At 67.1% G+C, this 24,382-nt stretch carries 21 protein-coding genes; 15 read left to right on the top strand and 6 right to left on the bottom strand.

What is annotated here, in order from left to right; translation table 11 throughout:
• Positions 1-11: 11 nt before the first annotated feature.
• Positions 12-1,394, bottom strand: coding sequence for a hypothetical protein (locus DAT35_RS47780; RefSeq protein ID WP_108076046.1), 1,383 nt, complete (start codon positions 1,392-1,394; stop codon positions 12-14).
• A gap of 30 nt (positions 1,395-1,424) precedes the next feature.
• Positions 1,425-1,988 (bottom strand): TetR/AcrR family transcriptional regulator, encoded by a 564-nt coding sequence (locus tag DAT35_RS47775; RefSeq protein ID WP_158502174.1) that lies wholly within the window; start codon positions 1,986-1,988, stop codon positions 1,425-1,427.
• 235 nt (positions 1,989-2,223) lie between these two features.
• Here DAT35_RS47775 and DAT35_RS47770 point away from each other — a divergent pair, with 235 nt between their 5' ends.
• The 4 genes from DAT35_RS47770 to DAT35_RS47755 all read left to right on the top strand — a co-directional run bounded on the left by DAT35_RS47770 (position 2,224) and on the right by DAT35_RS47755 (position 7,639).
• Positions 2,224-3,363: a B-box zinc finger protein gene (locus DAT35_RS47770; protein ID WP_146210175.1), complete on the top strand. Its 1,140-nt coding sequence runs from the start codon at positions 2,224-2,226 to the stop codon at positions 3,361-3,363.
• A gap of 88 nt (positions 3,364-3,451) precedes the next feature.
• The gene (locus tag DAT35_RS47765) at positions 3,452-4,339 is read left to right on the top strand and encodes a helix-turn-helix domain-containing protein (RefSeq protein ID WP_233262136.1); all 888 of its coding nucleotides are present in this window, start codon (positions 3,452-3,454) and stop codon (positions 4,337-4,339) included.
• Between the two features lie 149 nt (positions 4,340-4,488).
• Positions 4,489-6,264: a hypothetical protein gene (locus tag DAT35_RS47760; protein ID WP_108076043.1), complete on the top strand. Its 1,776-nt coding sequence runs from the start codon at positions 4,489-4,491 to the stop codon at positions 6,262-6,264.
• A 61-nt stretch (positions 6,265-6,325) separates the two neighbouring features.
• Positions 6,326-7,639 (top strand): tetratricopeptide repeat protein, encoded by a 1,314-nt coding sequence (locus tag DAT35_RS47755; protein ID WP_108076042.1) that lies wholly within the window; start codon positions 6,326-6,328, stop codon positions 7,637-7,639.
• A gap of 21 nt (positions 7,640-7,660) precedes the next feature.
• Here DAT35_RS47755 and DAT35_RS47750 read toward each other — a convergent pair whose 3' ends face one another.
• Both DAT35_RS47750 and DAT35_RS47745 read right to left on the bottom strand, forming a co-directional pair.
• Positions 7,661-8,233, bottom strand: a complete 573-nt coding sequence (locus DAT35_RS47750; protein ID WP_108076041.1) for a regulatory protein RecX — start codon at positions 8,231-8,233, stop codon at positions 7,661-7,663.
• 82 nt (positions 8,234-8,315) lie between these two features.
• Positions 8,316-8,678 carry a DUF1304 domain-containing protein gene (locus DAT35_RS47745; RefSeq protein WP_108076040.1) on the bottom strand — a complete coding sequence of 121 codons (363 nt, stop codon included), beginning with the start codon at positions 8,676-8,678 and terminating at the stop codon, positions 8,316-8,318.
• An 87-nt stretch (positions 8,679-8,765) separates the two neighbouring features.
• On the opposite strand from DAT35_RS47745, the gene DAT35_RS47740 reads away from it, so the two are divergent.
• On the top strand, positions 8,766-9,287 hold the full coding sequence (locus DAT35_RS47740; RefSeq protein WP_108076039.1) for a helix-turn-helix domain-containing protein: 522 nt from the start codon (positions 8,766-8,768) through the stop codon (positions 9,285-9,287).
• A 9-nt stretch (positions 9,288-9,296) separates the two neighbouring features.
• On the opposite strand, the gene DAT35_RS47735 is transcribed toward DAT35_RS47740, so the two are convergent.
• A complete protein-coding gene (locus DAT35_RS47735) occupies positions 9,297-9,944 on the bottom strand; it encodes a hypothetical protein (protein WP_108076038.1) in 648 nt (215 codons plus the stop codon).
• A gap of 349 nt (positions 9,945-10,293) precedes the next feature.
• On the opposite strand from DAT35_RS47735, the gene DAT35_RS47730 reads away from it, so the two are divergent.
• The 8 genes from DAT35_RS47730 to DAT35_RS47695 all read left to right on the top strand — a co-directional run bounded on the left by DAT35_RS47730 (position 10,294) and on the right by DAT35_RS47695 (position 20,870).
• Positions 10,294-11,901: a S8 family peptidase gene (locus DAT35_RS47730; protein ID WP_108076037.1), complete on the top strand. Its 1,608-nt coding sequence runs from the start codon at positions 10,294-10,296 to the stop codon at positions 11,899-11,901.
• Positions 11,902-12,101: 200 nt separating this feature from the next.
• Entirely contained in the window at positions 12,102-12,602 is a 501-nt protein-coding gene (locus DAT35_RS47725) for a peptidylprolyl isomerase (protein WP_108076036.1), read from the top strand.
• A gap of 143 nt (positions 12,603-12,745) precedes the next feature.
• Entirely contained in the window at positions 12,746-14,989 is a 2,244-nt protein-coding gene (locus DAT35_RS47720; RefSeq protein WP_108076035.1) for an ATP-binding protein, read from the top strand.
• A gap of 3 nt (positions 14,990-14,992) precedes the next feature.
• Positions 14,993-15,580 carry a YfiR family protein gene (locus DAT35_RS47715; protein ID WP_108076034.1) on the top strand — a complete coding sequence of 196 codons (588 nt, stop codon included), beginning with the start codon at positions 14,993-14,995 and terminating at the stop codon, positions 15,578-15,580.
• Positions 15,581-15,692: 112 nt separating this feature from the next.
• Entirely contained in the window at positions 15,693-17,852 is a 2,160-nt protein-coding gene (locus DAT35_RS47710) for a TonB-dependent siderophore receptor (RefSeq protein ID WP_146210174.1), read from the top strand.
• Positions 17,849-19,066, top strand: a complete 1,218-nt coding sequence (locus DAT35_RS47705; protein ID WP_108076032.1) for an ABC transporter substrate-binding protein — start codon at positions 17,849-17,851, stop codon at positions 19,064-19,066. The genes DAT35_RS47710 and DAT35_RS47705 overlap by 4 nt, the downstream gene beginning before the upstream one ends.
• 287 nt (positions 19,067-19,353) lie before the next feature.
• The gene (locus DAT35_RS47700) at positions 19,354-20,184 is read left to right on the top strand and encodes a MetQ/NlpA family ABC transporter substrate-binding protein (protein ID WP_199243223.1); all 831 of its coding nucleotides are present in this window, start codon (positions 19,354-19,356) and stop codon (positions 20,182-20,184) included.
• Between the two features lie 77 nt (positions 20,185-20,261).
• Entirely contained in the window at positions 20,262-20,870 is a 609-nt protein-coding gene (locus tag DAT35_RS47695) for a DUF2239 family protein (RefSeq protein WP_108076030.1), read from the top strand.
• Positions 20,871-21,017: 147 nt separating this feature from the next.
• Here the strand turns inward: DAT35_RS47695 and DAT35_RS47690 are convergent, their stop codons facing one another.
• Positions 21,018-21,659 (bottom strand): hypothetical protein, encoded by a 642-nt coding sequence (locus DAT35_RS47690; RefSeq protein ID WP_108076029.1) that lies wholly within the window; start codon positions 21,657-21,659, stop codon positions 21,018-21,020.
• Between DAT35_RS47690 and DAT35_RS61480 the strand changes: the two genes are divergently transcribed.
• Both DAT35_RS61480 and DAT35_RS58525 read left to right on the top strand, forming a co-directional pair.
• A complete protein-coding gene (locus DAT35_RS61480; protein WP_369946358.1) occupies positions 21,625-22,011 on the top strand; it encodes a DUF6310 domain-containing protein in 387 nt (128 codons plus the stop codon). The two genes, DAT35_RS47690 and DAT35_RS61480, sit on opposite strands and share 35 nt — an antisense overlap.
• 1,492 nt (positions 22,012-23,503) lie before the next feature.
• On the top strand, positions 23,504-24,082 hold the full coding sequence (locus tag DAT35_RS58525) for a hypothetical protein (RefSeq protein ID WP_146210173.1): 579 nt from the start codon (positions 23,504-23,506) through the stop codon (positions 24,080-24,082).
• Positions 24,083-24,382: the final 300 nt, after the last annotated feature.

Below are 24,382 nucleotides of genomic sequence, written 5' to 3'. Positions count from 1 at the left end.
GCACCTGCGCGTCACGGCGCGACGAAGAGGCAGCGGGTGATGGGGACGATGATGTCCGCGAGCACGTACAGGTAATACGTCTTGCCGCTCGTCAGGGCCGCGGGCTGGCCGGAGGCCGGGTAGCGCTGCGACATGCCGGAGGGGACGGCTCCGTAGCGAACCGTTTCGCTCTCGATGGGAGTCCCATTCGAGGGCACGTCGATGCGCCAGAGCGTGCCCTCGGGCAGGTCGAGGTTCGGCGGCACGGTGGGTGACGTGGCCTCCTGCTCGAGCACGTACACGTAGCGGGCCTTGCCGCCGCGCCAGTGGAGCGTGCCGTCGGCGCCGACGCCCTCTCCGTTCTGGCAGGCGCCAGGCCGGTAGAGGCGCTGATCATCCAGCGGGCCCGCGCCGTACGGCTGGTTGGCGAAGTCCTCGCGCTTGTAGCCGCGTTGGAAGAGCTCGGACTCGAAGAAGCGCGCCATCCGTGCCGGGTCCGTCGTGACGAAGACGGAGTCATTCGGGCGCTCGGGCGAGGCGCGCGAGAAGCCATTGTTGTGCTCGGGCCGGTACGCGCCGAAGCCGATGGTGTTGATCCACCCGGCGCCCATGGCGAGTCCCCGCGGATTGAAGGAGTTGATGAAGTTCCCTGGCGACTCGACGTACCAGTTCGACGGACCCTTGGGGGCGCGCGTCGAGTGGCAGCACACGCAGGCGGTGGCCTCGATCTGCGAGCGCACCCACTGGACCTCGGAGGCATACGCCGGATCCTTCATCCGGGGGTCTTCCCGCTCGGCGTTCTCTGCGGGAGGCACCGCGTAGTAGGGGCGCTGGGTGCGCACGCGGTCGCAGCTCGCATAGTCGCTGAAGCTGCGTCCGGGCTCGGTGGCGCCGGAGATCATCTCCCACGTGCAGACCTTCCCACCCTCCGACACGCCGACGGGCTCACCCTGCTTGGGGTCCACACACGTGAGCACCGGCTGTTGGAACGTCGGGAGCCCCGTGTCGCTGGTCTCCACCACCTTTCCGCCACAGACGGGGGAGGGGTCGAACGCGCCGCCACCGAACAGCTCACACCCGCGCTGCATGGAGCCACACTTCTCCGCGTTCACACCGGGGAAGGTGATGCGGGCCCACCTGTCGTCATCTTCTTCCAGGAAGCAGTAGCCCAGGCGCTCCTCGATGTTGCACGCCGAGCCCAGCACGGCCGTCGAATCCTGGTCCTTGCAGTCCTCGATGGCCTCTTCTTCGGTCCATTCCCCGACGTAGTCGCGACACTCCGTGAGGTCGCTGAACTTGTTCATATAGATGCAGTGGCCCACGATCTTGTCGGGGACGATGGGGACCTCCTTCTGCTGGCACCCCACGAGGACGGACCACAGGACGCAAAACGACCACCACCGCGGCGCGGTCATGAACTGACTCCTGTCTGGAATGATGTTGGATTACTTCGCGTAGCCCTTCATGAAGCCGTCGAGGTGCTTCTCGATGAAGACCGCCAGGTCGAGCGGACGGCAGCGGCGTCCGTGCAACTGGTGCTGATGGAAGAGCGCCATCAACACGGGTGACAGCAGCGCGAGCGCTGCCACGCGCGCATCCGGCACCGACAGCTCGCCTCGCGCGTGGAAGATGATGAGCAGCTCCTCGAGCGCGTTGAGCGTGGGCTCGAAGATGGAGGAGATGTAGAACTGCCCGAGCTCCGAGTCGCTCATGCCCTCGGCGAAGCCCGCGGCGTGCATGCCGCCCAGCGCCCCCGTCCAAGCGGTGGCGATCTGCTCGAGCAGGTGCTTGAAGGCCGGTCGCGCCGGTTGCTCCGCCAGACTCTTCGCCCAGGCCTGGCGCTCCTGTCCGAACTTCATCAGGTGCTCGAAGGCGGCCTGCACCACGCCCCGGCGATCGCCGAAGTAGTGCCGCAGCGTGCCGGGGTCGACACCGGCCCCGTCCGCGAGTGCTCGCATGCTCGGGTGCGTGCCTCCCGCCACGAGCATCTGCCGCGCGAGGCTCTGCACGAGCCTCGACCGCGTCTCCTCATGATCCCGGTTGCGCGCCCCCGATATCCTTCCCATGTGGCGGAGTATTATTCCCCGCCATTTCCAGGTGCAACCTCTCGTGAGAGTGCTCGGAGATGTTTATATCGTTCCCCAGTGAGGAGATTTATTGGCTGGTCCAGGCCTCGCGGAGCGAGCAGCCGTCTCCAGTGGGACGGCCTCATGGCCCTGGTGGCGATTCGCTAGACTGGTGCCCGTGGCGAATGTCTTCCGAGTCGAGGTGGCGGCCTCCAACTCCCGAGCGGCCGCGCTGGTGCTGGCGCGGGCGTTCCAGGTGCCATTGGAGGCAGCGCGGCAGCTCCTGGCCGAGTCTCGGGTCCTGCCCCGGGACCTGGAGGAGTCCGAGGCGCGCCGGCTGGTGGAGTCCCTGCGGCAGCACGGCGTGAGCTGTCAGCCGGTGGCGGCGGCCGGGCACGGCGGCGCCGTATGTGGCACCCACTCCGCACTGGCCGCGGAGTTACCTTGCGAGGACTGCCGCGAACTGGTGTGCGTGCTGTGCAGGGGCCGGGAGGGCCAGGCGCTCTGTGCACGGTGCTCCGAGCAGCGAGCTCGCCGCACTCGTGCGAAGTGGCTGCGTGTGTCCGTGCTGCTCATGGTGCTGGTGCTCATCGCGTTCTGGGGCACCTCGCGCCAGCGCACCCGGGAGCGGCGCCTGGAGTGGGAGCGGCCCTTGAGTGTGGCGGTGGTGCTCCTCGCCCGGGGTGAGGTGAAGCCCGAGGTGCGCCAGGCCTGGAGCGAGGGCGTGGGGCGGTTGGAGGGTTGGCTCGAGCGGGAGGCGGGCCGTTACCGCGCGGACCTGGGGCGGCCGGTTCGTTTCGTCCTGGCGGGTCCTCAGCCGGCGGCCGGGCTGGAGCTGACTCCGCCCGGGGACTCGCTGGTGGCACGGGCCCTCCATGCATGGACCCTGTCTCGCGCGCTGTCCGCCGTGGACGAGGCCGCGGGCCTGTCCTCGCAAGGGCTGGATGCGCGCATCTACGTGATGTTGGAGCCGACCAGTGAAGGCGAGCGGCTCGTGGAAGGCATGGCCGAGGCGGGTGGTTCGGTGGGTCTGGTGCGCGGGGTGCAGGAGGATACCGAGCTCACCCTGGAGCTGACGGCGGTGGCCCATGAGCTCTTCCACTGCCTGGGCGCCGAGGATGCGTACGACGCGCAGGGCCACGCGCGTGTACCAGAGGGGCTGGTGGAACCTGGACGCCAACCGCTCTATCCCCAGCCCGCCGCCGAGGTCATGGTGGGCGAGGTGCCCGTGGGCGAAGCCGAGGGGCGTCTACCCGAGTCCCTCGAGGAGGTCCGCGTGGGTCCGTTCACGGCGATCTCGCTGCGCTGGGCCCCATGAGCGCGTGAGCCATCGCTTCGGCTCCGCCCTGGGAGTACAGGGAGATCCGGATGACAGGCCCTGTGCTGGCTCATATAGGTGAGCCGCAATGCGTGTGATGACCCGGCAGGAACAAGCGGTGGCCGTGCGCTCTCCCCTTGAGACGGATGCACCTTCCGTGGTGCGGCGGGGCGCGCGTCCCCGGATCGGGCTGGGCGTCGATCTCCTCACGATGCCGGCCGGAGAGGTGGAGCTCCCCCCGTTGCCCGACCATCGCCTGAGCGTCCATGCCGGGGCGCCCGTCTGGTCGTCCTGCCGCTCCAGCCCTTCCCGCCGCTATCGGTACACGCGCGGAGATGTCGACATCATGCCGGCAGGCGCGTCGGCTGTAGTCCTGGAAGAGGAGGAGACCACCTCCCTGGTGGTGCGGCTGCCGCATTCGCTCCTGCGGCTCGCCGCGGAGGAGATGGGTCTGGATCCCGACCGGGCGGGCCTCGAGGCTCGGCACCAGTTCAAGGATCCGCAGATCGAACACGTCGCCTGGGCGCTCGAGGCCGAGCGCAGGGCGGGCCATCCGAACGGGCTGCTCTACACGGAGAGCCTGGGCATGGCCCTCGCGGTCCACCTGCTGGGCCGCTACGCGGTACCCCTCGAGAGCCGTCAGGGATTGCCGAAACGGCAGCTGCAACGGGTGACGGACTACATCGAGGAACACCTCGACCAGAACCTCTCGCTGGACCGGCTGGCCCGGGTCGCCGGGGTCAGCACGTCGCACCTCAAGACCCAGTTCAAGCGCTCCATGGGCGTACCGGTGCACGAGTACGTCATCCAGCGCCGGGTGGAGCGCGCCAAGGCGTTGCTCCAGCGTGGCGGACTGTCCGTGGGCGAGGTGGCGTTGCGGGCGGGCTTCTCACACCAGAGTCACCTGGCGCGGTGCATGCGCCGCGTCCTCGGCGTGACGCCGACGTCCGTGATGCGCGGCTCGCGCGCACCCTGACGAGAGCTCCAAGCTGGACGTGGTTGCGCGGGCTGCTGCGCCGCTCCCGGCCCATCCATTTTTCTCATTTTTCGTTAAAAAACCGAGCCCACGCAACATTTGTGTGGGTCGGTGGATAATTCCTCCAAACGTTTTTTCAGGAGAACCCCGTGGCTCTTATCGACAACGACGGTCGCCGGATGCTCAGGACCCTGCGGCCCGCGCCCAAGCCGGAGTCGAAGCCCGCTTCTACGGAGCAGAAGTCCTCCAAGAAGTCCTCGGCGAAGCAGGAGCAGGCCCAGGCCCGGCAGTCCGACAGCTTCGAGTCTCGCGACAAGAAGCCGGCGAGCCACGTCTCGGACCGGCTGCTCAAGAACTTCAACTCGAGCGCCCGCAACGACATCAAGCGCCTGGCCAACTCGCTGAAGGCCGCCGTCACCACCAACAAGGATGGCTCGGTGACGCGCTCGCAGACTTCCAAGAACGGGAAGACCGAGCGGACGCAGGAGCTCACCACGTCCAAGGGCCGGCTGGGCGACACGAAGCTCAAGCACACCACCACCTCGAAGACGGGCAACACCGAGGTGAAGAACACGCGCACCTCGCAGACGGACATCTTCCGCCGCACGCAGTCCACGCATTCGCGGGAGTCGACCTTCGAGCGCGGCGACACGAAGCAGACCAAGGGGCGCACCGAGACCACCGACCACAGGGGCGGCAAGAAGGTCACCGAGTCCCAGAGCAAGACGGTCACCCAGGGCGACCACTCCGAGTCGACCTCGCGCTCCACCACCACTGACAAGCGCGGCAACAAGGCCTGGTCCGAGAGCTCGTCGACCACCGATACCAACGGCAAGACGACCACCACGCGGACCGCCACGCGCTCCGGCGGCACCGAGCGCACCGCCCAGGCCACCTCCGGTTTCGCGGACGGCAAGTACTCCGTGGGCCAGTCGGTGGACCGCAAGAACAACCTCTTCAACACGGAGAAGAGCTTCTCCAAGGAGAAGGAGGTCCGTCCCAGCAGCCAGGACAAGGGGTTCACCCAGAAGCAGAAGAGCGACAAGCTGGGCAACCTGCAGACGGGCGGCAATGCCCTCGCCGCGGCGGGCGCCAAGAAGGAGATCGCCAAGGGCGAGTTCAACAACGTCAAGGAGCACAACTACGTCAAGGACCCCAACTCCTTCGTCGGCACGCGCGTGGGCACCTCCGGGTCGCACAGCGTCACGATCGGCACCGACGGCCTGAACGCGTCCTTCAACCGCGAGGCGAAGGCGGGCGTCTACGCCGAGACGAAGGGCTCCACCAAGGGCAAGTACGGTGAGGCGTCCTACAACGCCGGCGCCAAGGCCGAGGCCAAGGCCAGCGTCGACGCCAAGGGCAAGCTCGACCTCAACGGCCTGGACGCGAGCGTCAACGCCAAGGCGAGCGCTTCCGTCGAGGCGTCGGCCAGCGGCAAGGTGCAGAGCAAGTCCGTCAAGGTCGCGGGCGTGGACGTCAACGCGTCCGCCGAGGGCAAGGTCCGCGCGTCCGCCGAGGTCTCCGCCGAGGCCACCGGCAAGGTCAAGGTCACCCGCAACCCGCCCACGGCCATCGCCGAGGGCACCGTGGGTGCCTCCGCCGTCGCCAAGGTCGAGGGCGAGGTCAAGGTGTCCGCGGGTCCCTTCTCCGTGAAGGGCAGCGCCTACGCGAGCGCCGGCGCCGAGGCCAAGGCCACCGGCGTCATCGGCTACGAGGACGGCAAGCTCAAGCTGGGCGGCAGCGTCGGTGCGGCGCTCGGCCTGGGCGCGGGCGGCTCCGCCACCGTGGAGGTCGACGTCAAGCAGATCGGCGAGATGGCCAAGAACACGGCCGACGTCAACCACGACGGCAAGCTGGGCCTCGACGACGCGAAGGCCGCCGTCAGCAAGGCCAAGGACAAGGTGAAGCACTTCTTCGGCTTCTGAGCGCGTCCTCTCTCGCCCGCCTGCTCGTCTTCACGTCATTTCTGGGGGATACTTCCGGCCGATGGTCCAGAGCGAACTCTACCGACGTGGGGCCGAGCAGCTGAAGGCGGGAAACTACGACGAGGCCAAGCGCCTTTTCCGGGAGCACGAGGAAAAGGCCGGCACCGCCGCCCAGACGATGGCCCTGATGAGGCAGGCGCAGACGCGCCTGGGTCAGGGAGATGTGGCGGGAGCGGCTCCTCTCTACGAGCAGCTCCTGGAGCGCAATCCGTCCCTGCCCGAGGTCTACCTCGGGCTCACCCGCATCAGCCTCTTCACGGGGGAACTCGAGGCGGCGCGCGTCCACGCCAACGCGGGCGTCCGCCTCGCGCCGACCGCGGGCATTGCCTGGGCCTTCCTGGGTCTGGTGCATGAGTCGGAAGGGGACCTGGCGGGGGCGCTGCAGCACCTGGGCAAGGCCACCGAGCTGTCGCCCTCGGAGTTCCTCTGCCAGTTCAACTACGGACGGGTCCTGGCCGCTTCGGGTCGCGCCGCGGATGGCATTGCTCCGCTCCTCCAGGCCACCCGGCTGCAGTCCAGCAACCCCGATGCCTTCTACACGCTCGGCATCGCCTACAAGCAGGCGCGGCAGTACGAGAACGCGCTGCGCGCCTTCGAGCGGGCCAAGGACTTGGCGCCCAAGAACGTCGATTACTGGGCCACCCTCGGCGACGTGCTCTTCGAGGTGAGGGAGTTCCAGGCGGCGCGTGCCATCCTCGACCAGGGGCTCGCGCGCTGCGGTGCGCACCCCGCGCTGCTGGAGAAGGCCACGGCGGCGGCCATGATGCTCTCCGATACCGAGGGCGCCATCTCCTACGTGGAGCGCGAGCTCCAGGTCGTGCCCGACCACGAGCAGGGGTGGATCAACCTCGCCAACCTCACGCTCCTGACCAAGGACTTCGACAAGAGCGAGAAGGCCGCCCGCGAGCTGCTCCGGCGCAACCCGAAGAACTGGGAGGCGTGGTTCCACCTGGGCAACCTCTTCGAGGCCGTTCCGCTCGAGAAGGAGTCCGAGGAGGCCTATCGCAAGGCCGTCGAGTTCGCGCCCGGCAACTGGAAGCCCCTCACCAACCTCGCGGGGCTCCTCATCCAGATGACGTCTCGGGAGAAGAACACCGAGGCCGTCTCCCTGCTGGAGAAGGCGCTCCCGCTCGCGCCCAAGGACACCTGGGTGGTGCACTACAACCTGGCGCTCGCCTTCACGAAGCTCGGCAACCGCGAGCGCGCCCTGGAGATGGCCCGCCGCATCCTGCGCGAGGCCCCGGCGGACGACGAGATGGCCGTCCAGGCCCGCAGGCTGGAGTCCAACCTCCTGGAGGCGGCGAGCCGGAAGTGATGCTCGCGCCGTGAGGAGGGCTCAGCGCGGTTCCTCGGGCCCTCCGTCGATGATCTTCTTCGCCGTCGAGAACGAGAAGCCCGCCCGCGCCAGCGCGGCGAGATCCTTCTGCCGGTTCTCCTGACGGGTGTTCGCATCGCGCCGGAAGGGTCCCAGACGCTTCTTGCGCGCCCAGATGCGAGCGGCCATGTCCTCGGACAGCTCCGTGGTGACCCGGGCCAGCTTCTGCTCGACGACGTCCGCGGAGACTCCCTTCATGCGCAGCTTCTGGGCGATGACCCGGGCGCTGCGTCCCGAGGCGCGCAGCGAATGGGCCTTCATCTCCGCGTAGGCCTGATCATTGATGAGCCCGTTGCGGATGAGCTTGTCCGCGAGCGCATCCACCCAGCCGAGTGCCTCGGCGCGCTCGCCCCCGTGGATCCGCAGGGAGCGGTCCACCCGCCGCATGAGCACGCGCTTGAGCTGGCTCACCGTCGCCGCGTACCGCTTCAGGTAGTGCAGCGCGGCGTTCTCCAGCGAGCGCGGAGACACCTTCCGGGGCTTCTTCTGCGTCCCCGGGGGCCTGCCGCCCTGTCCTTGCTTCGGCTCATCCATGCAGGCCCGTGTGTACCACCGGGGTCCGACCCGGGGCACACGCACGGTGCTCAGGGGACACCATGGGTGCGAGGCCGCCTGCTCAGCGGGCCAGCAGCACCACGGCCAGTGCGGCGAGCGCGGGCACCGTCTGAACGAAGAGGATGCGCTGGCTGACGGTGGCGGCCCCCACCACGCCGGCCACGCTCACACACAGCAGGAAGAAGACCTTGAACTGGAAGCCGACGGGGTCCTGGGCAATCAGTCCCCACACCAGGCCCACGGCGAGGAACCCGTTGTAGAGGCCCTGGTTGGCGGCGAGCGTCGCCGAGCGCGCGGCGAACTCCGGATCCGTCCCGAAGATCTTCATTCCCCTCGGCGTGCGCCAGAGAAACGCCTCCAGCACCACGATGTAGAAATGGATGGCGGCCACCAACCCCACGAGCAGCTGAGCAAGCGTGTTCATCTCGGTCCTTCAGTCAGTTGGATTTTCAAACTGGCCGCACCCTAGCACGTGGGTTTGGTTTTCCAACTGGGTTGTTAGGATGAGGGCATGCCAAAGCAGGAGGGGGGCCCGCGGGTGTGCTCGCTGGCCTCCGCATTGGAGGTGGTGGGAGAGAAGTGGTCGCTGCTCGTGCTCCGGGAGGTCTTCTACGGAGTGCGGCGCTTCGAGGGCATCGCGCACAACACCGGGGCGCCGCGGGACGTGCTCACCGCGCGGTTGCGCAAGCTGTCCGAGTCCGGAGTCCTGCGCCGGGTCCAGTACTCGGAGCGGCCGGCGCGCAGCGAGTACCATCTCACTGAGGCCGGGCTCGAGCTGGCGCCCACGCTGCTCAGCCTGTTGCTGTGGGGGCATCGGTGGACCACGGACGCCTCGGCCGGGGTTCCCCCCTTCGTCCACGACTGTGGGGCGCCTGCGCAGGCGGTGTTGTCCTGCCTCAGCTGTGGCCGTCGCATCACGGGGACGACCCTGTCCATCGACGGGAAGCGGCTGCCGCTTCCGGAGGCCCCCGCGCCCGCGCCCGAGCCCGCGCCCGAAGCCAGGAGGGCTCCGCGCGGTCGACGGCGTCCGTGAGCGTCCACCTCAGAAGGCGATGCCCGTGTGGACCTGCGGAGAGAAGCTCACGGTGGTGGTTCCAGGGCTCCCGAGCACGAAGAACGGCAGGTCCAGCTCGATGAACCACTTCATCTTCCCGATGGGGAACCCCTTGTTCACGAGGGGAATCAAGCCCCCGTTGACGGGAACCCCACCACCTGTCTGCATGGCGAGGCGCAGGCCCGTCGCGACGGGTCCGAAGTTGTAGATGACGCCGGGGTCCACGACGAGCGCCGTGCTGGAACTCGCCGCGGCCGAGTCACTGGCGAACCGCCAGATCGAGTAACCCACGACCTCGAAATCAACCGCCCAGTGCTCATCCAGCATGACGGTGACGCCGGGCGCGAGGCCGACCTGGAGGAAGTCCGCGCCAATCGCGCTGACGCCCCCCGTCTGGAACTTCACGACCGGCAGCGCGAGCCCCACGTGGCCTCCAAGTCGAGGCCAGGCGGGCGCGCTCTCCTCGGCCGCGGCCGAGCCTCCCGTCCCCTCGTGGTGCCGGTGCTTCTCCATGCCCATCGGGCAGTCCGAGCACGCCTCCTTCGCGAAGGTCTGGAAGGGGAAGAGGGCTGCCGCCAGGACGAGAAGCAAGCGCCAGCGGAAGCCGGGAGTTCGACTCAGCCATGACATGCTCATCTGCTGTTTCCTTGGTCAGTGGTCGATGAGAACCGCCGACGAGGCGCGGAGTCGTGCTCGCACGGGTGAAGTGCCTGTATCGGGCGCCCTCAGGCGCTGTACGAACATGTGGGCGACGAGGGGCTCGTGCCATGCATCCGCCGGACGTGGCCCTGTGGCGTGCACGACGATGTCCGGGGGCGGAGGCCTCCTGCCGTCCAGGACCTCGTGTGCGGAGAAGTGGACACTGGGTTTTTTCAAAACATGACAGACCGGTATGTGATGCTATCCGGGTGATTCGCGGTTTCCCCGGAGAGGGACCGGCGAGCCGCGCCTCACATGCCGTAGCGACCCTTTTGGAGAAAGCCACATGTCGAAGCCGAGCCGTCTGTCGTGCCGTCCGGTGAGTCATGCGCTGCTGGGCCTGGCTCTGTTGTCCCTGGCTCCCGAGGCCGAGGCCGCGCCCCGGCCCCTGGCGCCGCGCGCCGTGGCCATGAAGCACACGGGCCGGGAGCTGCCCGCCAACACCTACGTGGAGCGCCTGGTGGTGAAGTTCCACGAGGGCAGCCGGATCCGCCTGCGGGGCCAGTCGCTGACGGCCCTGGCCTCCGAGCGCGGTCTGGCGGAGCGTGAGCTGCTGTCCTCGCGGGGCCTGCGCGCCGAGCGCGTGATGGCCGACGCCGCCACCGTGCAGTCCCTGCTGGAGCGCGCCCCGCGCATCGGTGCCCTGTCGCGCCTCTTCGAGGAGGACGAGTCCACCCTGGAGACGCGCAAGGTCTCGGGTGAGGCGCAGAGCGGCCAGCAGCTCGCGGACCTGAACCTCTATTACGAGGTGCCGCTGCTGCCGGGCACCACCAGCGAGCGGGTGGCGGACCTGGTGGCCTCGCTCAACGCCCTGGAGAGCGTGGAGGTGGCCTACGCCGAGCCTCCCGCCGAGCCCGCCATGGTGAACTTCGGCATGGACGTGGCGCTGCGCTCCCTGCTGGCCGCCGCGGACATCGCGCCCACCACCCCGCTGTACGAGTCCAACCAGGGCTACCTTGCCGCCGCGCCCGGCGGTGTCGACGCCAAGTACGCGTGGACGGTGACCGGCGGCGCCGGCCTCAACGTCAAGGTGGTGGACATCGAGGGCGGCTGGCGCACCACCCACGAGGACATGCCCACCCTCTTCACCCAGATTGGCACCCAGTACACCGACATCAGCTGGCGCAACCACGGCACCGCGGTGCTCGGGGAGATCATCGGCGCGTCCAATGCGTATGGCGTGACGGGCATCGCCCACCAGGCGCAGGCGGGCGTGTCGTCCATCGGCAGCCAGAGCACCGCGGCCGCCATCAACAGCGCCGCGTCCGCGGCGGGCCTGGGCGGCGTCATCCTCATCGAGCTGCACTCGCAGGGCCCGTCCGACGGCTCGGCGTGCACCTGCAACACCTCCCAGTGCAACTACATCGCCATGGAGTACTGGCAGGCCAACTACGACGCCATCGCCTCGGCCACCGCCAACGGCGTGGTCGTCGTGGAGGCCGGTGGCAACGGGAGCGTCGACCTGGACAACGCGGCGTATGGCAACGCCTTCAACCGCTCCGTGCGTGACTCGGGCGCCATCATCGTGGGCGCCAGCACCGCCACCACGCGCGCTCCCATGTGCTGGACCAACTACGGCAGCCGCGTGGACGTGCACGGCTGGGGCGAGAAGGTCTACTCCCTGGGCTACGGCACCCTGTTCGGCTCCAGCTACGGCGAGGACCAGTACTACACCTCCACCTTCAGCGGCACCTCCAGCGCCTCGCCCATCATCACCGGCACGGCGGCCAGCGCCCAGGGCGTGGCGCTCGCCAACGGCCGCCGGCTCACCTCCAAGCAGATGCGCAGCGTGCTGAGCGCCAACGGCACGGCGCAGGCCTCGGACTCGCGGAAGATCGGCGCCCTGCCGGACCTGCGCAAGGTCATCCCCAACGTCATCGCCGGCACCTACTGAGCGCCGGGAGAGGACCCCTCCGCCCCCCGTGAGGGGTCTCGCCCCAAAGAGTTGACGGAGAACAGTTCGGTCATCACCCGGGGCTGCGGCGGAGTGCTCCGCGCCCACTGCGGAACGGAGCGCGGAGCATTCCGTTGCCGGTGCCCATCCCGGGTGGTTTATTGCGCCCCCCTCAACCCTTCACTCTCGGGAATCTCCCCATGAGCAAAGTCAAACTGTCGACCAGCTTCGGTGACATCGTGCTCGAGCTGGACAGCGCCAAGGCCCCGAAGACCGTCGCCAACTTCCTGCAGTACGTGCGGGACGGCCACTACGACGGCACCGTCTTCCACCGGGTGATCAGCACCTTCATGATCCAGGGCGGCGGCTTCGAGCCGGGCCTGAAGCAGAGGAAGACCCGCGCGCCCATCGAGAACGAGGCCGCCAACGGCCTGAAGAACGTGAACTACAGCGTGGCCATGGCCCGCACGTCGGATCCGCACTCGGCCTCCGCGCAATTCTTCATCAACGTGGCCGACAATGACTTTCTGAATTTCAGGGCTCCCAACGTACAGGGCTATGGCTACGCCGTCTTCGGCAAGGTGGTCGAGGGCCAGGCCGTGGTGGACAAGATCAAGGGCGTGAAGACGGGCAGCACGGGCGGTCATCAGGACGTGCCGCTCCAGGACGTGGTCATCACCAAGGCGGAAGTGCTCGAGTAACCCGCCCTCCAGGACGCCGGGCACCCTCCCTGGGGTGCACCGGCGCGCCGGAGGAGCCCGCTGCACCCGTTCTCATTCCCAGGGGTGGCGCTCGGCCGCCCGGTGATGCTCGGCCCCTCTCGCGTGCCTAGGTTCGAGGGAGGATGAAGTCGCGCCTGAGCTCCCTCGCCCAGCATTTCCGCCGGCTGTGGAGCGCCTATGCGGTCCTTCTCGCCGCGGTTCTCCTCAGCGCCATCGCCCATCACTACGTCGGACGGGCCGTGGATGAGGGTGTGCGCTCTCGCGTCCAGTCCGTCGCCGAGGAGACACAGCGCGCCCTCGTCTGGCGGGTCGACCATTATCTCAGCGTCGTCTATGGGGTTCGTGGGCTGATCGGCGCGAGCCAGGAGGTCACTCCCGAGGAGTTGAATGCGCTCCTCGAGTTGATGGAGGTGGAGACCCGCTACCCGGCCATGCAGGGCGTGGCCTATGCGAAGGTGTCACCGGCCCGGGTCACCATCACCCGCGTCGGGCCGCTCGCGTCGAACCGGGGGTTGCTCGGGGCGAACCTCCGGGCGGACCCCGGCGCTCGCGAGGCGATGCGCACGGCGAGCAGGACCGGCCGTCCCTTCGCCATCACCCGGACCGGGTTCGGGTTGGAGCCGGATGACCTGGGCATTCCCTCGGTCTGGGTCTTCCTTCCGGTGTACCGCGAGCCGGTGCCGCCCAGGGCGCAGCATCCGGGCGCCTCGCCCATCGGCTTCGTGGTGGGAATCTTCCGGACGGAGGACCTGCTGCAGAACCTCGGGCCGCTCAGCGCCGTGGTCGATTACGAGGTGTATGACGGCCCGGCCCCCAACCCCGAGCACCTGCTCTACGACGACGACGGGCTGCCGGATCTCGGGCGGCGCACCTCCGGGGTGCAGCTCGTCCGCTCGAGCATGCTGCCCTTTCTCGGGCACCCCTGGACCTTCTTCTTCTCGACCCGGCCCGGGTTCGAGGAGGTCGGGGTGGAGCGGGGCGCGCCGCTCGCCATCACCGTGGGGGGCTCGCTGGTGGGCGTGTTGCTCTTCGGCATCATCGCCACGCAGATTCGCGGCCGTGTGGCGGCCGAGCGGTTGACCACTGAGCTGCGCAGCTCCGAGCGAGCGGCCCGCGCGAGCAAGAGCATGGCCGAGCAGGCCGAGCACCGCGCGGCCATCCTCGCGGATGCCAGCCGGATGCTCGCCTCGTCACTCGATGACCCGACACGGCTGGGCCCGGTGGCGAAGCGGGTGGTGCCCTTCGTGGCCGACGGTTGCATCATCGACCTGGTCATGCCGGATGGTTCCCTGGCTCCGGTGGCCATCGCGCATGAGGAGCCGGGGGTGCCCCCATGGCTGGTCCACCTCCGGCGCCTCTACCTGCCGCGGAGGGACGGCCCGGCCCTCGCTCCGCCTCCGCCCGTCGCGCAGGAGTTCGGCTCGGTCCTGGTCGTGCCCCTCTCGGAGCGTGGGCGGCTCCTCGGCGCGATGTCCTTCTTCCTGGGCCCCGGGTCTCGCCAGTTCGACGGCGTGGCGCGCGCGCTGGCGGAGGATCTCGCCCGCCGGGTCTCCGCGGCGGTCGACAACGAGCTCCTCGTGGAGGAGGCCCACGAGGCGGTGCGCCTGCGCGATGACTTCCTCGTGGTCGCCGCGCATGAGCTGAAGACGCCGCTGACGGCGTTGCAGTTGCAGATCTCCTCCCTGGGCCGCCTGCTCGACAAGGAGCGCCTCGCTTCGGAGCAGCTCGGCGACAAGGTGGGGAAGGTCCGGCGGCACCTGGTGCGGCTGACGAGCCTGGTCGATGATCTCCTGGACATCTCCCGCATCACCTCGGGCCTCTTCGATCTCCACGTGGAGACGGTGGACCTGGGAAGGCTCGGGAGCGAGGTGGTCGACCGGTTCCGCGAGCAGGCCGCGGCGAGGGGCTCGGCGCTCTCCGTGTCGATGGAGGGAGACCTCGTGGGGAGCTGGGATGCCTTCCGGCTCGACCAGGTCCTCACCCACCTCGTCTCCAACGCCCTCAAGTACGGGCTGGGGAGGCCGGTCTGCGTGTCGATGGAGGCGGCCGGTGACACCGTCCGGGTGCGGGTACGCGACGAGGGAATCGGCATCGCGCCGAAGGACACGGGGCGGATCTTCAACCAGTTCGAGCGCGCGGTCTCCTCGGACCACTACGGAGGGCTCGGACTCGGCCTGTTCATCTCCCGGCATATCGTCGAGGCGCTGGGGGGACACATCCGCGTGGAGAGCGAGCTCGGGCGCGGTGCCACGTTCATCCTCGAGCTGCCCCGGACGGGCCCGTCCTCCTTCATCGCCGCGGGGAGGCAGAGAGGGAGCACCGGGCTCAGGGTCCTCCCCCAGTCCAACAGCGAGCCTCCGGTCTGAACCATGCGCACCGCCATCGCTCTCTTCACGCTGTTGTGCGCGCTGTCCTCGACGGCCGCCGGGGAGAAGGACTCACGGGTGCCGGACCAGGTTCCGTTCGACCGGCAGGCGCTGCTCATGCTGCGGGTGCTCGCCTATGACCAGAACCTGCACAAGCGCGTGTCTGGCAACCTCACCATCGCGGTCATCCATGGGCAGACCCCGGAGAGCGAACGGGTCCAGGCCGCCATGGTCGAGGCCCTGAAGAAGATCTCCCAGGAGTCCACCGTGTCGGGGCTCCAGGTGCGAGCGGTGGACGTGGAGTACGCGGACCCTGGGACGTTCGAGGCGCGGCTCACCTCCAGCGGAGCCGCCGTGCTGTACGTGTGTCCGGGGTTGGAGAAGGACGCACTCCAGACGATCGCCGACGTGGCGCACCGTCACTCGATGCTCTCGTTCTCCGGGCGCGAGTCGGACGTGGGCCTGGGCGTGGGGATCGCGCTCGTGCGCCGCAGCGCGAGGGCGGCGATCATCATCGATCGCTCCATGGTGGCCGACGCGGGCGCGAACCTGTCTCCCGAGCTCCTCCGGGTGTCCGAGGTGCGGGAGTAGGGCTCAACGCAATCGGACCCGGGGGCGGGTTGCTGCTCGCAAGAAGGCTCCCCACCGTCCCCGTCGTGCGCGGCTCCTCACCCAACGTGTGCGGCGCAGGGAGGCGAAAAGGGTGCGCCGTCGACCCTGGTCATCGCTCGTCGCCGTGCTGCTGGGTGGACTGCTGACCCCGGTGGCGCGGGCGCAGCAACCCACCGCCCCGGAGTTTCCACCTGGAGACATCGCGCGCCTGGACATCGAGTCCCTGCTGGAGATTCCAGTCGTCTCTCCGACGAAGGAGGAGCAACGTGGCGCGCAGACTCCCGCGGTGGTGTCCGTCATCTCCTGGGAGGAGATCCAGGCCCGGGGGTACACGTCGCTGGCCGAGGTCCTGAACGCCGTTCCCGGGCTCTACGACGTCTACGATTTGACGACGCACAACATGGGCATCCGGGGCATCAACGGCGGAGCCCGGGCGAGCGGGAACGTCCTCAAGCTGATGATCGACGGACACCCGGTGGACTATCGGCCCACCACGGGGAACTTCTTCGGTGTCGAGTTGATTCCGCTCGAGCTCGTGGAGCGGGTGGAGGTCATCCGCGGTCCCGCCTCGGCGCTCTACGGAGCCAACGCCTTCCTGGGGGTGGTCAATGTCATCACCAAGAGCGGTGAGGCGCTGGCGGGGGCTCATCTGGTGGGCTACGGCGCGATGGTACGTGAGCACCCGGGTGGGGGTGGGGCCCTCGTGGTGGCGGGCGAGCAGGGGCCCTTGGAGCTGGTGGCGGGCCTGAGCGCGCTCTTCATCGACCGCTCGGGGCTGGAGTTGCCCGCCAGCAGTCCGGTGCTCCAGGAGCCGAGCAATCCCGTGGCGGCCCGCGGACCGTCTCGCAATGACGAGGCCCGGCCCAAGAGCTTCTTCGCCAAGGGCTCGGTGGGGCTCGGTGGGAAAGGCCGGCTCCGGCTGTTCGCCTCCATCCAGAACCTCGACGCGGGGGGCGAGTTCCAGGACTTCGGGCCGCTCAGCCACGGCACCCGCGTCGCCATCGTCAATCAGAACTACTGGCTGACCTACCAGGTGGAGCCCTCCAAGAAGCTGTCGCTCGAGCTGTCGGGCCACTACCTCCACGGTGCGCCGTCGTCGGTCCAGCGGCTGGACCTCGGGCGGCCCGACTTCGTCCTGCTCAGCAGCTCCGGTGTGGAGGGCTTCGGCGCGTCCGCCGGAGGCCGGTGGGAGGTGCACCGGCGCCTCACCCTCACCCTGGGGGCCGACTTCGTCTCCGAGAACCACCTGCTCCAGACCTTTGATCGCCTGCTGACGCAGGACGTGACCGCGCCCGATGGAACGGTGCTCAGGCCCGCTGGCACCATCATCCCGGGTGAAGCGCACGGCGAACACCGCGTCTTCCGCAACGGCGGCGCCCTGGTGCAGGCCCAGCTTTCCCTGGGCGAGGACTGGAGTGTCGTCGCTGGCGGCCGTCTGGACGTCCACAACATCTATGGCGCCAACCCCAGCGCCCGCCTGGGCGTGGTCTACGCGCCCCGGGAGAAGGCCCGGAGCCTCAAGCTGCTCTACGGCTCCAGCTTCAAGGCCCCCAGCGCGGTCCAGCTCTACACCCAGCCCATGACGATCCTCGACATCCAGGGCAACCCGGACCTGAAGGCGCAGACGGCGCACACCCTGGAGCTGGCGGGGACCCAGGGACTGGCCGGACTGGGGGAGCTGTCACTCAACCTCTTCGTCCTCGGCGTCAACGGCCGGGTGGAGTTCGTCCAGAAGGGCCTCTATCAGCAAGCCCAGAACATCCTCCGGGAGTGGGTGGTGGGCGGCGAGCTGGAGAGCCGCTTCCAACCCATTCACTCCCTGCGGCTGCGCCTGTCCGGTGGCGTGGCGCGCACGGTGTCCCGCACGGCGGGAGTCCTGCTCACGGGGTCGCCCGAGGTGCACAACCCGCTCTTCCCCACGTACCAGCTCCGGCTGATCGGCGAGTACACGCTGCCGTGGGAGGGGCTCGTGGCCACGCTGGAACTCGCTCCGACGGGCCCTCGTGGCGCCTCCCAGTCCAATGCCTTGCGCAAGGACTCCGACTACCAGGTGCCCGCCTATCTGTACACCGCCGTCGCGCTGTCCATCCCCGAGCTCCACCTCTGGAAGAAGAACCCGACCCGCCTCTCGCTCCGGGTGAGCAACGTGTTCAACCAGTCCTGGACGGAGCCAGGGTTTGGCGGCATCGACTATCCCTCTCAAGGAATCACCGCCTTCCTCACGGTGAGCCAATCGCTGGGAAAACCATGAGATGCTCGGTCTTCGCGGCAGTGTTCGGGCTGTTGATATCGGGGTGCAGTGGAGGCATGGAGGGCGGCACCTCGGCGGACACCCTCCGCATCGGCACCGTCTTCTCCACGACGGGTTCGGCCGCCTCGGCCGGCATCGAGAGTCTCGAGGCCGCCTCGCTCGCGGTGGATGAGATCAACGCGGCGGGGGGCGTGCTCGGGCGCCAGCTGGAGCTGCTCAACCGCGACGACGGAAACGACCCGGCCAGGGCCAGGGCCGCCATGCAGGCGTTGGTGGAGATTCCAGTCCCGGTGATCATCGGGGCCTTGGGGAGCGAAGCCACGATTGCCTCCTACGAGGTGACCCGGGATGCGCGGGTCGTGCAGATCACCTCCTCCTCCACCGCGCCGGCCATCACCACCGCGGCGGACAACGGTTACCTGTTCCGCACCTGCACGTCCGACGTCTATCAGTCCCGGCTCGTTGCCGAGCGAGCCGCGGCGAAGTCCTTCAAACGCGTGGCGGTGATTCACGTCCCGGGAGCGTATGGCGTTGGTTTCGCGAGCGGCTTCGAGACCGCCTTCACGGCGCTGGGAGGCACGGTCACGAGCCGGGTGGAGTATGTCGAGGGACGGACCAGTTACGTGGATGTCCTCACCGAGGCCTACACGCAAAATCCCGAGGCCATCCTCCTGGTGGGGTACGCGGTGGAAGCCTCGCAGATCATCCAGGACTATCTGTCTGGCTTCGTGAGCCGGGGCACGTTCTGGTTCTTCTCCGATGCGTTGGAGGACCCCGAGTTCATCACCGCGGTGGGCGCGAGCGGCTTCACCTTCGCGCACGAGGGAACGGGGCCGGGAGCGTCCAACAGCGAGCCCTTCCGTGCCTTCCAGGTCGCGTTCAGGAAGAAGTACGGCGTGGAGTCGAGCCTTCCCATCAACGCGAACGCCTACGACGCGGTCTATCTGGCGGCGTTGGCCATGGAGGCGGCTGGCCAGCCGGACGGCACGGCCATCCGGGACCACATCACCGAGGTCTCCCGGGGAGGAACGCCCTATGGACCGGCGGAGTACCAGCAGGCGGTGGAGGCCATCCGGGCCCAGCAGGACATCAACTTCGAGGGCGCGTCCGGGCCGTTGGACCTCGATGCCAACGGGGACGTGGTGGCGCCCTACCATCTCTGGAGGATCTCGGGTGGACGGGTGGAGATCCTCGAACCCTCGGTGAACCCGTAGCTCGCTTGACACCGCGAGGCTCGCCCCGTATCAATCCGCGCGTGCATTCCCCTGGCTCCCTCTGTTGTCGCTGTTCCGTCGCCAGCCGTTCTGGCCACGAGGGTGCCTGTGTGCGCGCGTGTAACGCCTGAAGAGACATCAGCCCCGCGCTGACGCCCTCTGCGCCGCCCCGGTTCCCGAGCACGGACCGGGGCGTTTTCGTTTCCACGCCTCCCCAGTCGCTCGGCGATCGACCGGCCTGGCGCCTCGACCGTACGACTCCCTGACTCTCTCTGGAGAACCCATCCATGAATCGTTTCCCCAAGACCCTGCTCACCTCCCTGTTCGTCTCCGTGCTGCTGGTGGTGTCTGGATGCAAGAAGGCAGACGCACCCGCGAGCAACGGGGCTGTCCGCACCCTGAAGGTCGGCGTCAACCCCGTGCCTCACGGTGAAATCCTGCGCGTGGCCGCCAAGCTGGCCGAGCGAGAAGGCGTGCACGTCCAGGTGGTCGAGTTCACCGACTACGTTCAGCCGAACATCGCGCTCGCGGATGGCCAGTTGGATGCGAATTACTTCCAGCACGTGCCGTACCTCGAGAGCTTCAGCGCCGACCGCAAGCTCGCGCTGGTCAGCGCGGGCGCGGTGCACCTGGAACCGTTGGCGCTCTATTCGACGAAGCACGTGCGTCCCGTGGAACTGCCCGAGGGCGCGCGCATCTCCCTCCCAGCCGACCCGAGCAACGCGGGCCGTGCGCTCCGCCTGTTGGAGCAGCAGGGGCTGATTCGCCTCCGGGAGGGGGTGGGCGCCTCCGCGACCCTCAAGGACGTGGTGCTCAACCCGCGCAAGCTGGACCTGCGGGAGCTGGATGCCGAACAGCTGCCGCGCACCCTGGAGGACGTGGACGCCGCCGTCATCAACGGAAACTATTTCCTCGAGGCGAAGAAGAACCTCCAGCTGAATGCGCAGGTGCTGGCCCGGGAGCTCGCCAGGGACAACCCGTATGCCAACGTGCTCGTCGTGCGGAAGGGTGACGAGACCCGGCCCGAGCTCCAGACGTTGGTGAAGGCACTCCAATCCGAGGAGGTGCGCCGCTTCATCGAGACCACCTACGGCGGAGCCGTGGTGCCTGCCTTCTGAGTGTCCATGCAGCCCGGCCCAGGCATTCAACCCGGGTCATTTGACAGGGGAATTATACCCGGGTAAATCCCCTGGCCATGAACCCAGGGCAACCACGGCGCTGTATCGCCTTCGCGGGAAACCGGCGTATCGCGTCGGGCGAGCTGGCGCACGTCGCGCTGAAGACGAAAGAGGTCATCGACCGGGGTGAGCACCCCCCCGTCCTGATCTTCGATGAGGAGACGAGCGAGCCGATCGACCTGGACCTTCGCGGCACGGACGATGAGGTTTTGAAGCGGCTCGCGAAGAAGGCACGCAAGAGCGGGTCCGCCGCCGCTCCCGCTGAGCCGGAGGCCGAAGCGCCGCGAGGTCCCGGCCGTCCGAAGCTCGGGGTTGTCGCTCGCGAGGTCACCCTGCTGCCACGGCATTGGGACTGGCTGAACAGTCAGCCCGGGGGTGCATCCGTCACCTTGCGCAAGCTCGTGGAGGAGGCGCGGCGCGCGAACGCCGAGAAGGATCGCATCCGGCAGGCGCAGGAGTCCGCGTACCGGTTCATGTCCGCCATGGCCGGGAACCAACCCGGTTTCGAGGAGGCGACGAGGGCCTTGTTCGCGGGCAATCCGGAGCGCTTCGACACCTGCGTGACCCGCTGGCCCGCCGACGTCCGGGACCACGCCAGGAAACTGGCGACCGCCACGTTCCAATGAGCCATGACGTCCCGGCCGCCCCAACATCATCCAATCCCTTTCTGGCACCCTCAATAACGTCTATCTCGGGGGCGAAGCGCAAGCGTCCCCCGCGGTTGGACTGGGTCGGGCGAGCGACTGGAGCTCACCGACAAAGAAGCCATCTATTCAGCCTCTGGCCGTGAGCAGCAACAATCCTTCGCCCCGCGTATGCGCTGTCCGCAGGGCGCGGGGAATGAAGGCGAACAACTCCTCGGGGCGGAGATCCTGGTTGTTGCCCCGGGCCAGCCAGCGCCGGGCCCGCGCGAGCATCTCCGGGGAGGGCCGTTCGAGCACTGCATCCAGGACGGGTAGGAGCTGGCCAACATCAGCCGGAGCAGCGAAGAGGGCGCCGAAGTGCCCTGGCATGCGTGCCGCTCGCTCCGCCCCCAATCCGAAGTACAAGGCAGCGGCGGCTGGGATGCGGTCGGTAATGACAAGGCTGGCATTCTCCGCAGTGGGCTCGATGCCCCAGTCGTTCGCCTCTGCGCCCGTTCTAATGAATCCTTGCCCGAATGCACTCAGCGCCTCCGGGCGGAACAACTCCTCGAAGTCCACGGTTCCCTCGGACTTCATCCAGAAGCCAGGACGGGCAGGATCGGGCACGGACTCCGGCGACAAGGAGCTGGGGGCCTCGCGCCAGCGATCGAGCACCCGGCGGGCGCTCTGGGACACGGGCGAGGCGGTGACAGCCTCGGCGAAGTGTGCGGCGACGTTGGAGGCATGCTCGAGGGGGATGCTCAGAGACAGCCAGAAGAAGGTCACGCCCATGGGACGAGCATACACCTCCCTCAAGGGAGCCTGTGGGTACATCGCCGAGCGGTGTGGGGGGCGCAGCTCAAGGAGAAGGTTCGCCCGCGCAGTGGTAGGCGGGGGAGGGCTCTATGGGCCCCCTCCCGTCGCGCCCCTGGCGTGCTCGTTCGTGGCTATTGGGGTGCACTGGCATACTCCGAAGCAGGTGGAGAAGGCGCGGCGTGAGCGTGATCTCGCAGCGGCCTGCGGATATGATTTTGTCATCGGCGGTCGCTCCGATGCACACAAGAATCTGTTGGAGGCACTGTTGCCCGGTTTCAATATCGTCCTATCGACGCTCCTTTCTAAGTTTTGGCCGACCGAACAATGAAGACCCCCTCCAAAGACGACCTGCTTGTCATCGTGCGGAATTACTACGATTCGAGCGAAAAATTCCTTTTCACGCCAGAGGCAAGCCCGGCCACAAAGCATCTTCACGCACTATGGACGCAATGGCTTGAAAACATGGGACCCTGGAACGCTTTCCTGCAAGAGTTGGAGAGCGAGCTTCCAACCTTTGTCGTTGGAGACACGTTGTCATCAAGCGACGGGGGACCCCGCTGCCTGGTTTACCCACCAAGGGAGTCCAGATCGCCAACTGCGAATTGGGTTGTCGTTGGCTGCGTAAGCCTATTGGCGCCAGTCTATATCGTGTATGGAGTGGAGTGTGATTATGCTGACGGTGGCTTGCGAAATGAAAAGGCCAACTTCGCGCAACCGCCTCCCAACATGGCTCTCCCGGCTCAGATAGTCGCCAGGAGGATTGAAACAACATTCGGTTTCAGCGCGGTTCCTCGTGAGATTGCGGAAACACCGGTGCCGCTCTTTGTTTGGGGGCCGAGCGCCCTCGGAAGCTACGCTCTTCCATGCGTTGTTCACAAGCGACCCAAGTATTATCCCGTAGCGTGACGTTGCTTACAGCGAACACTCGACGCCCACGCCACGCCGGAGGGCGCACCATTCGCGCTCACTGCCAGGTAGGGTGCGTCACCGCTGCGGTCTACCGCCACCCCACCTTCAGACCCCCACACTCAGGGACTTTCGAGGTCACCTAAAACCCCCTGTAACCTCAGATAGTTGAGCGAAACCAGCACATTACACCTCTTCACCGTCACGCCTCTTCACCGTCTATTTGACCTCTGGGTGACCTGTCAGGTATATCTTCCCAGGAATTCCAGCAGTCCGTGCTTTATTTGCCCCACCTTACCTGCGCGTAATCCTACAAGGCCGATTTTTGATGGCGCTCGAACCATTGCCCCACAAACCATTGCCGCCGCAGCCTCGGATGGCCATGCCGAGGGGGACAAAAAATGCACTTCTGGCGCTACTTGCTCTGTCTTTGGGATGTGCGTCATCGGTGACAGGACAAATCCAACCGTCACATTTTCAGTTCACGACGACAGTGCCGCAGACAGAACCCGGCGCGGGCGGGTGGCGCGTGGCCTGTGTTCACGCCCAGATCAAGAACGGTGACACACCAGATCAAGAACGGTGACACAGGAGATATATATACCTGCAAATTTGGAGTCGAGATGCCACTAGAAAACAAAGACGGGCCTATATCCACTCCCCTTGCCCAACGCATCTCGGCAGAGTGCGCCAATGAGGCCGCCTATGTGGTGCTCTCGACACTAACCAAGCCTCCTCCACCGCCGCTCTACACACTCTGCACGACCATCAGAGATGCCTACAGAGTGAGGCTTAATGCCGCCATCGCGGGTTCACAAGTCATGGCAACCTGTAACCCCAGAGCAACGCCGGTCGTCTTCGGCATACCCGCCCCTACCCTCTGACTGCATACGTCATGACTGATGGGACCATTCATGCGCCCCGCCCCCTCGACAGAAGACCTCATCAAAATCGTTCGGAATTACTACGACTCAAGCAACGCCTTTCTCTTTGCATCAGAGCCAACTCCCGAAGAGAGTCGACGTCAGGCGCTATGGACGCAGTGGATGGAGAATATGGAGCCCTGGAAGGCGCTCAGGGCCAAGCTGCGAACTGAGCTTCCAAACTACAAAACCGGCGAGACATTTTCATCGGCCGATGGAGGCCCCCGCTGCGTGGTCTACCCGCCCAGGGAGTTGTGGTCACCCAAAGCCAATTGGGAGATCGTGGGCTGTGTAAGCTTGTTGGCGCCTGTCTATTTTGTGTACGGCGTAGAGTACGACTATGTGGATGGTCGCACACAAAACTACAAAGCCAGCTTCGAACCACCTCCGCCCAACATGGTTTTGCCGACACAGGTTGTTGCCAGGACAATTGAAGAGATATTTGGCGTTAGCGCCTTGTCACGCAAGGTGGCAGAAACACCCGTGCCTCTCTACGCCGGACTGCTCGAACCTCCCGAGACAACACTCTTCCATACGCTCTTCACGAGCGCGCCGAGCAGCGTCCCGTAGCGCAACTTTGCCTACAGAGAACGCTTGACGGTCACGCAATGCCCCAGTGGTTCATGGGATGACGACACCATCGTCGCGCCGAGCCCTATCGACGGGCGGGAAGCTGACGTTCCAGGCGGTGACGGTGCTCGGCCCCCCCAGCTTCCCACAGCTTGAGGGTACAGGGGCAACCGCTGAGGCATCCCCTCATAAAAGGCCAAAGGCTTCACGGAAAACGAGCTGCTCGTAGACGAGTTGGGCGAAGCGTTCAATGAGAGGGCGCAACCGGGTTTCGGGCATGTTGGGAAGAGCCTGGTAATA

The sequence above is a fragment of the Vitiosangium sp. GDMCC 1.1324 genome (assembly GCF_003044305.1).
GTDB lineage: Bacteria > Myxococcota > Myxococcia > Myxococcales > Myxococcaceae > Archangium.
The sequence above is the reverse complement of the archived record's forward strand: the minus strand, read 5'-3'. Positions and strand labels throughout refer to the sequence as shown.

Excerpts from the sequence above, each read along its gene's own strand:
- DAT35_RS47780 (WP_108076046.1), bottom strand. The coding sequence starts at position 1,394 with ATGACCGCGCCGCGGTGGTGGTCGTTTTGCGTCCTGTGGTCCGTCCTC.
- DAT35_RS47765 (WP_233262136.1), top strand. The coding sequence starts at position 3,452 with ATGCGTGTGATGACCCGGCAGGAACAAGCGGTGGCCGTGCGCTCTCCC.
- DAT35_RS47755 (WP_108076042.1), top strand. The coding sequence starts at position 6,326 with ATGGTCCAGAGCGAACTCTACCGACGTGGGGCCGAGCAGCTGAAGGCG.
- DAT35_RS47750 (WP_108076041.1), bottom strand. The coding sequence starts at position 8,233 with ATGGATGAGCCGAAGCAAGGACAGGGCGGCAGGCCCCCGGGGACGCAG.
- DAT35_RS47745 (WP_108076040.1), bottom strand. The coding sequence starts at position 8,678 with ATGAACACGCTTGCTCAGCTGCTCGTGGGGTTGGTGGCCGCCATCCAT.
- DAT35_RS47740 (WP_108076039.1), top strand. The coding sequence starts at position 8,766 with ATGCCAAAGCAGGAGGGGGGCCCGCGGGTGTGCTCGCTGGCCTCCGCA.
- DAT35_RS47735 (WP_108076038.1), bottom strand. The coding sequence starts at position 9,944 with ATGAGCATGTCATGGCTGAGTCGAACTCCCGGCTTCCGCTGGCGCTTG.
- DAT35_RS47730 (WP_108076037.1), top strand. The coding sequence starts at position 10,294 with ATGTCGAAGCCGAGCCGTCTGTCGTGCCGTCCGGTGAGTCATGCGCTG.
- DAT35_RS47725 (WP_108076036.1), top strand. The coding sequence starts at position 12,102 with ATGAGCAAAGTCAAACTGTCGACCAGCTTCGGTGACATCGTGCTCGAG.
- DAT35_RS47720 (WP_108076035.1), top strand. The coding sequence starts at position 12,746 with ATGAAGTCGCGCCTGAGCTCCCTCGCCCAGCATTTCCGCCGGCTGTGG.
- DAT35_RS47715 (WP_108076034.1), top strand. The coding sequence starts at position 14,993 with ATGCGCACCGCCATCGCTCTCTTCACGCTGTTGTGCGCGCTGTCCTCG.
- DAT35_RS47705 (WP_108076032.1), top strand. The coding sequence starts at position 17,849 with ATGAGATGCTCGGTCTTCGCGGCAGTGTTCGGGCTGTTGATATCGGGG.
- DAT35_RS47700 (WP_199243223.1), top strand. The coding sequence starts at position 19,354 with ATGAATCGTTTCCCCAAGACCCTGCTCACCTCCCTGTTCGTCTCCGTG.
- DAT35_RS47695 (WP_108076030.1), top strand. The coding sequence starts at position 20,262 with ATGAACCCAGGGCAACCACGGCGCTGTATCGCCTTCGCGGGAAACCGG.
- DAT35_RS61480 (WP_369946358.1), top strand. The coding sequence starts at position 21,625 with ATGCTCAGAGACAGCCAGAAGAAGGTCACGCCCATGGGACGAGCATAC.
- DAT35_RS47690 (WP_108076029.1), bottom strand. The coding sequence starts at position 21,659 with ATGGGCGTGACCTTCTTCTGGCTGTCTCTGAGCATCCCCCTCGAGCAT.
- DAT35_RS58525 (WP_146210173.1), top strand. The coding sequence starts at position 23,504 with ATGCGCCCCGCCCCCTCGACAGAAGACCTCATCAAAATCGTTCGGAAT.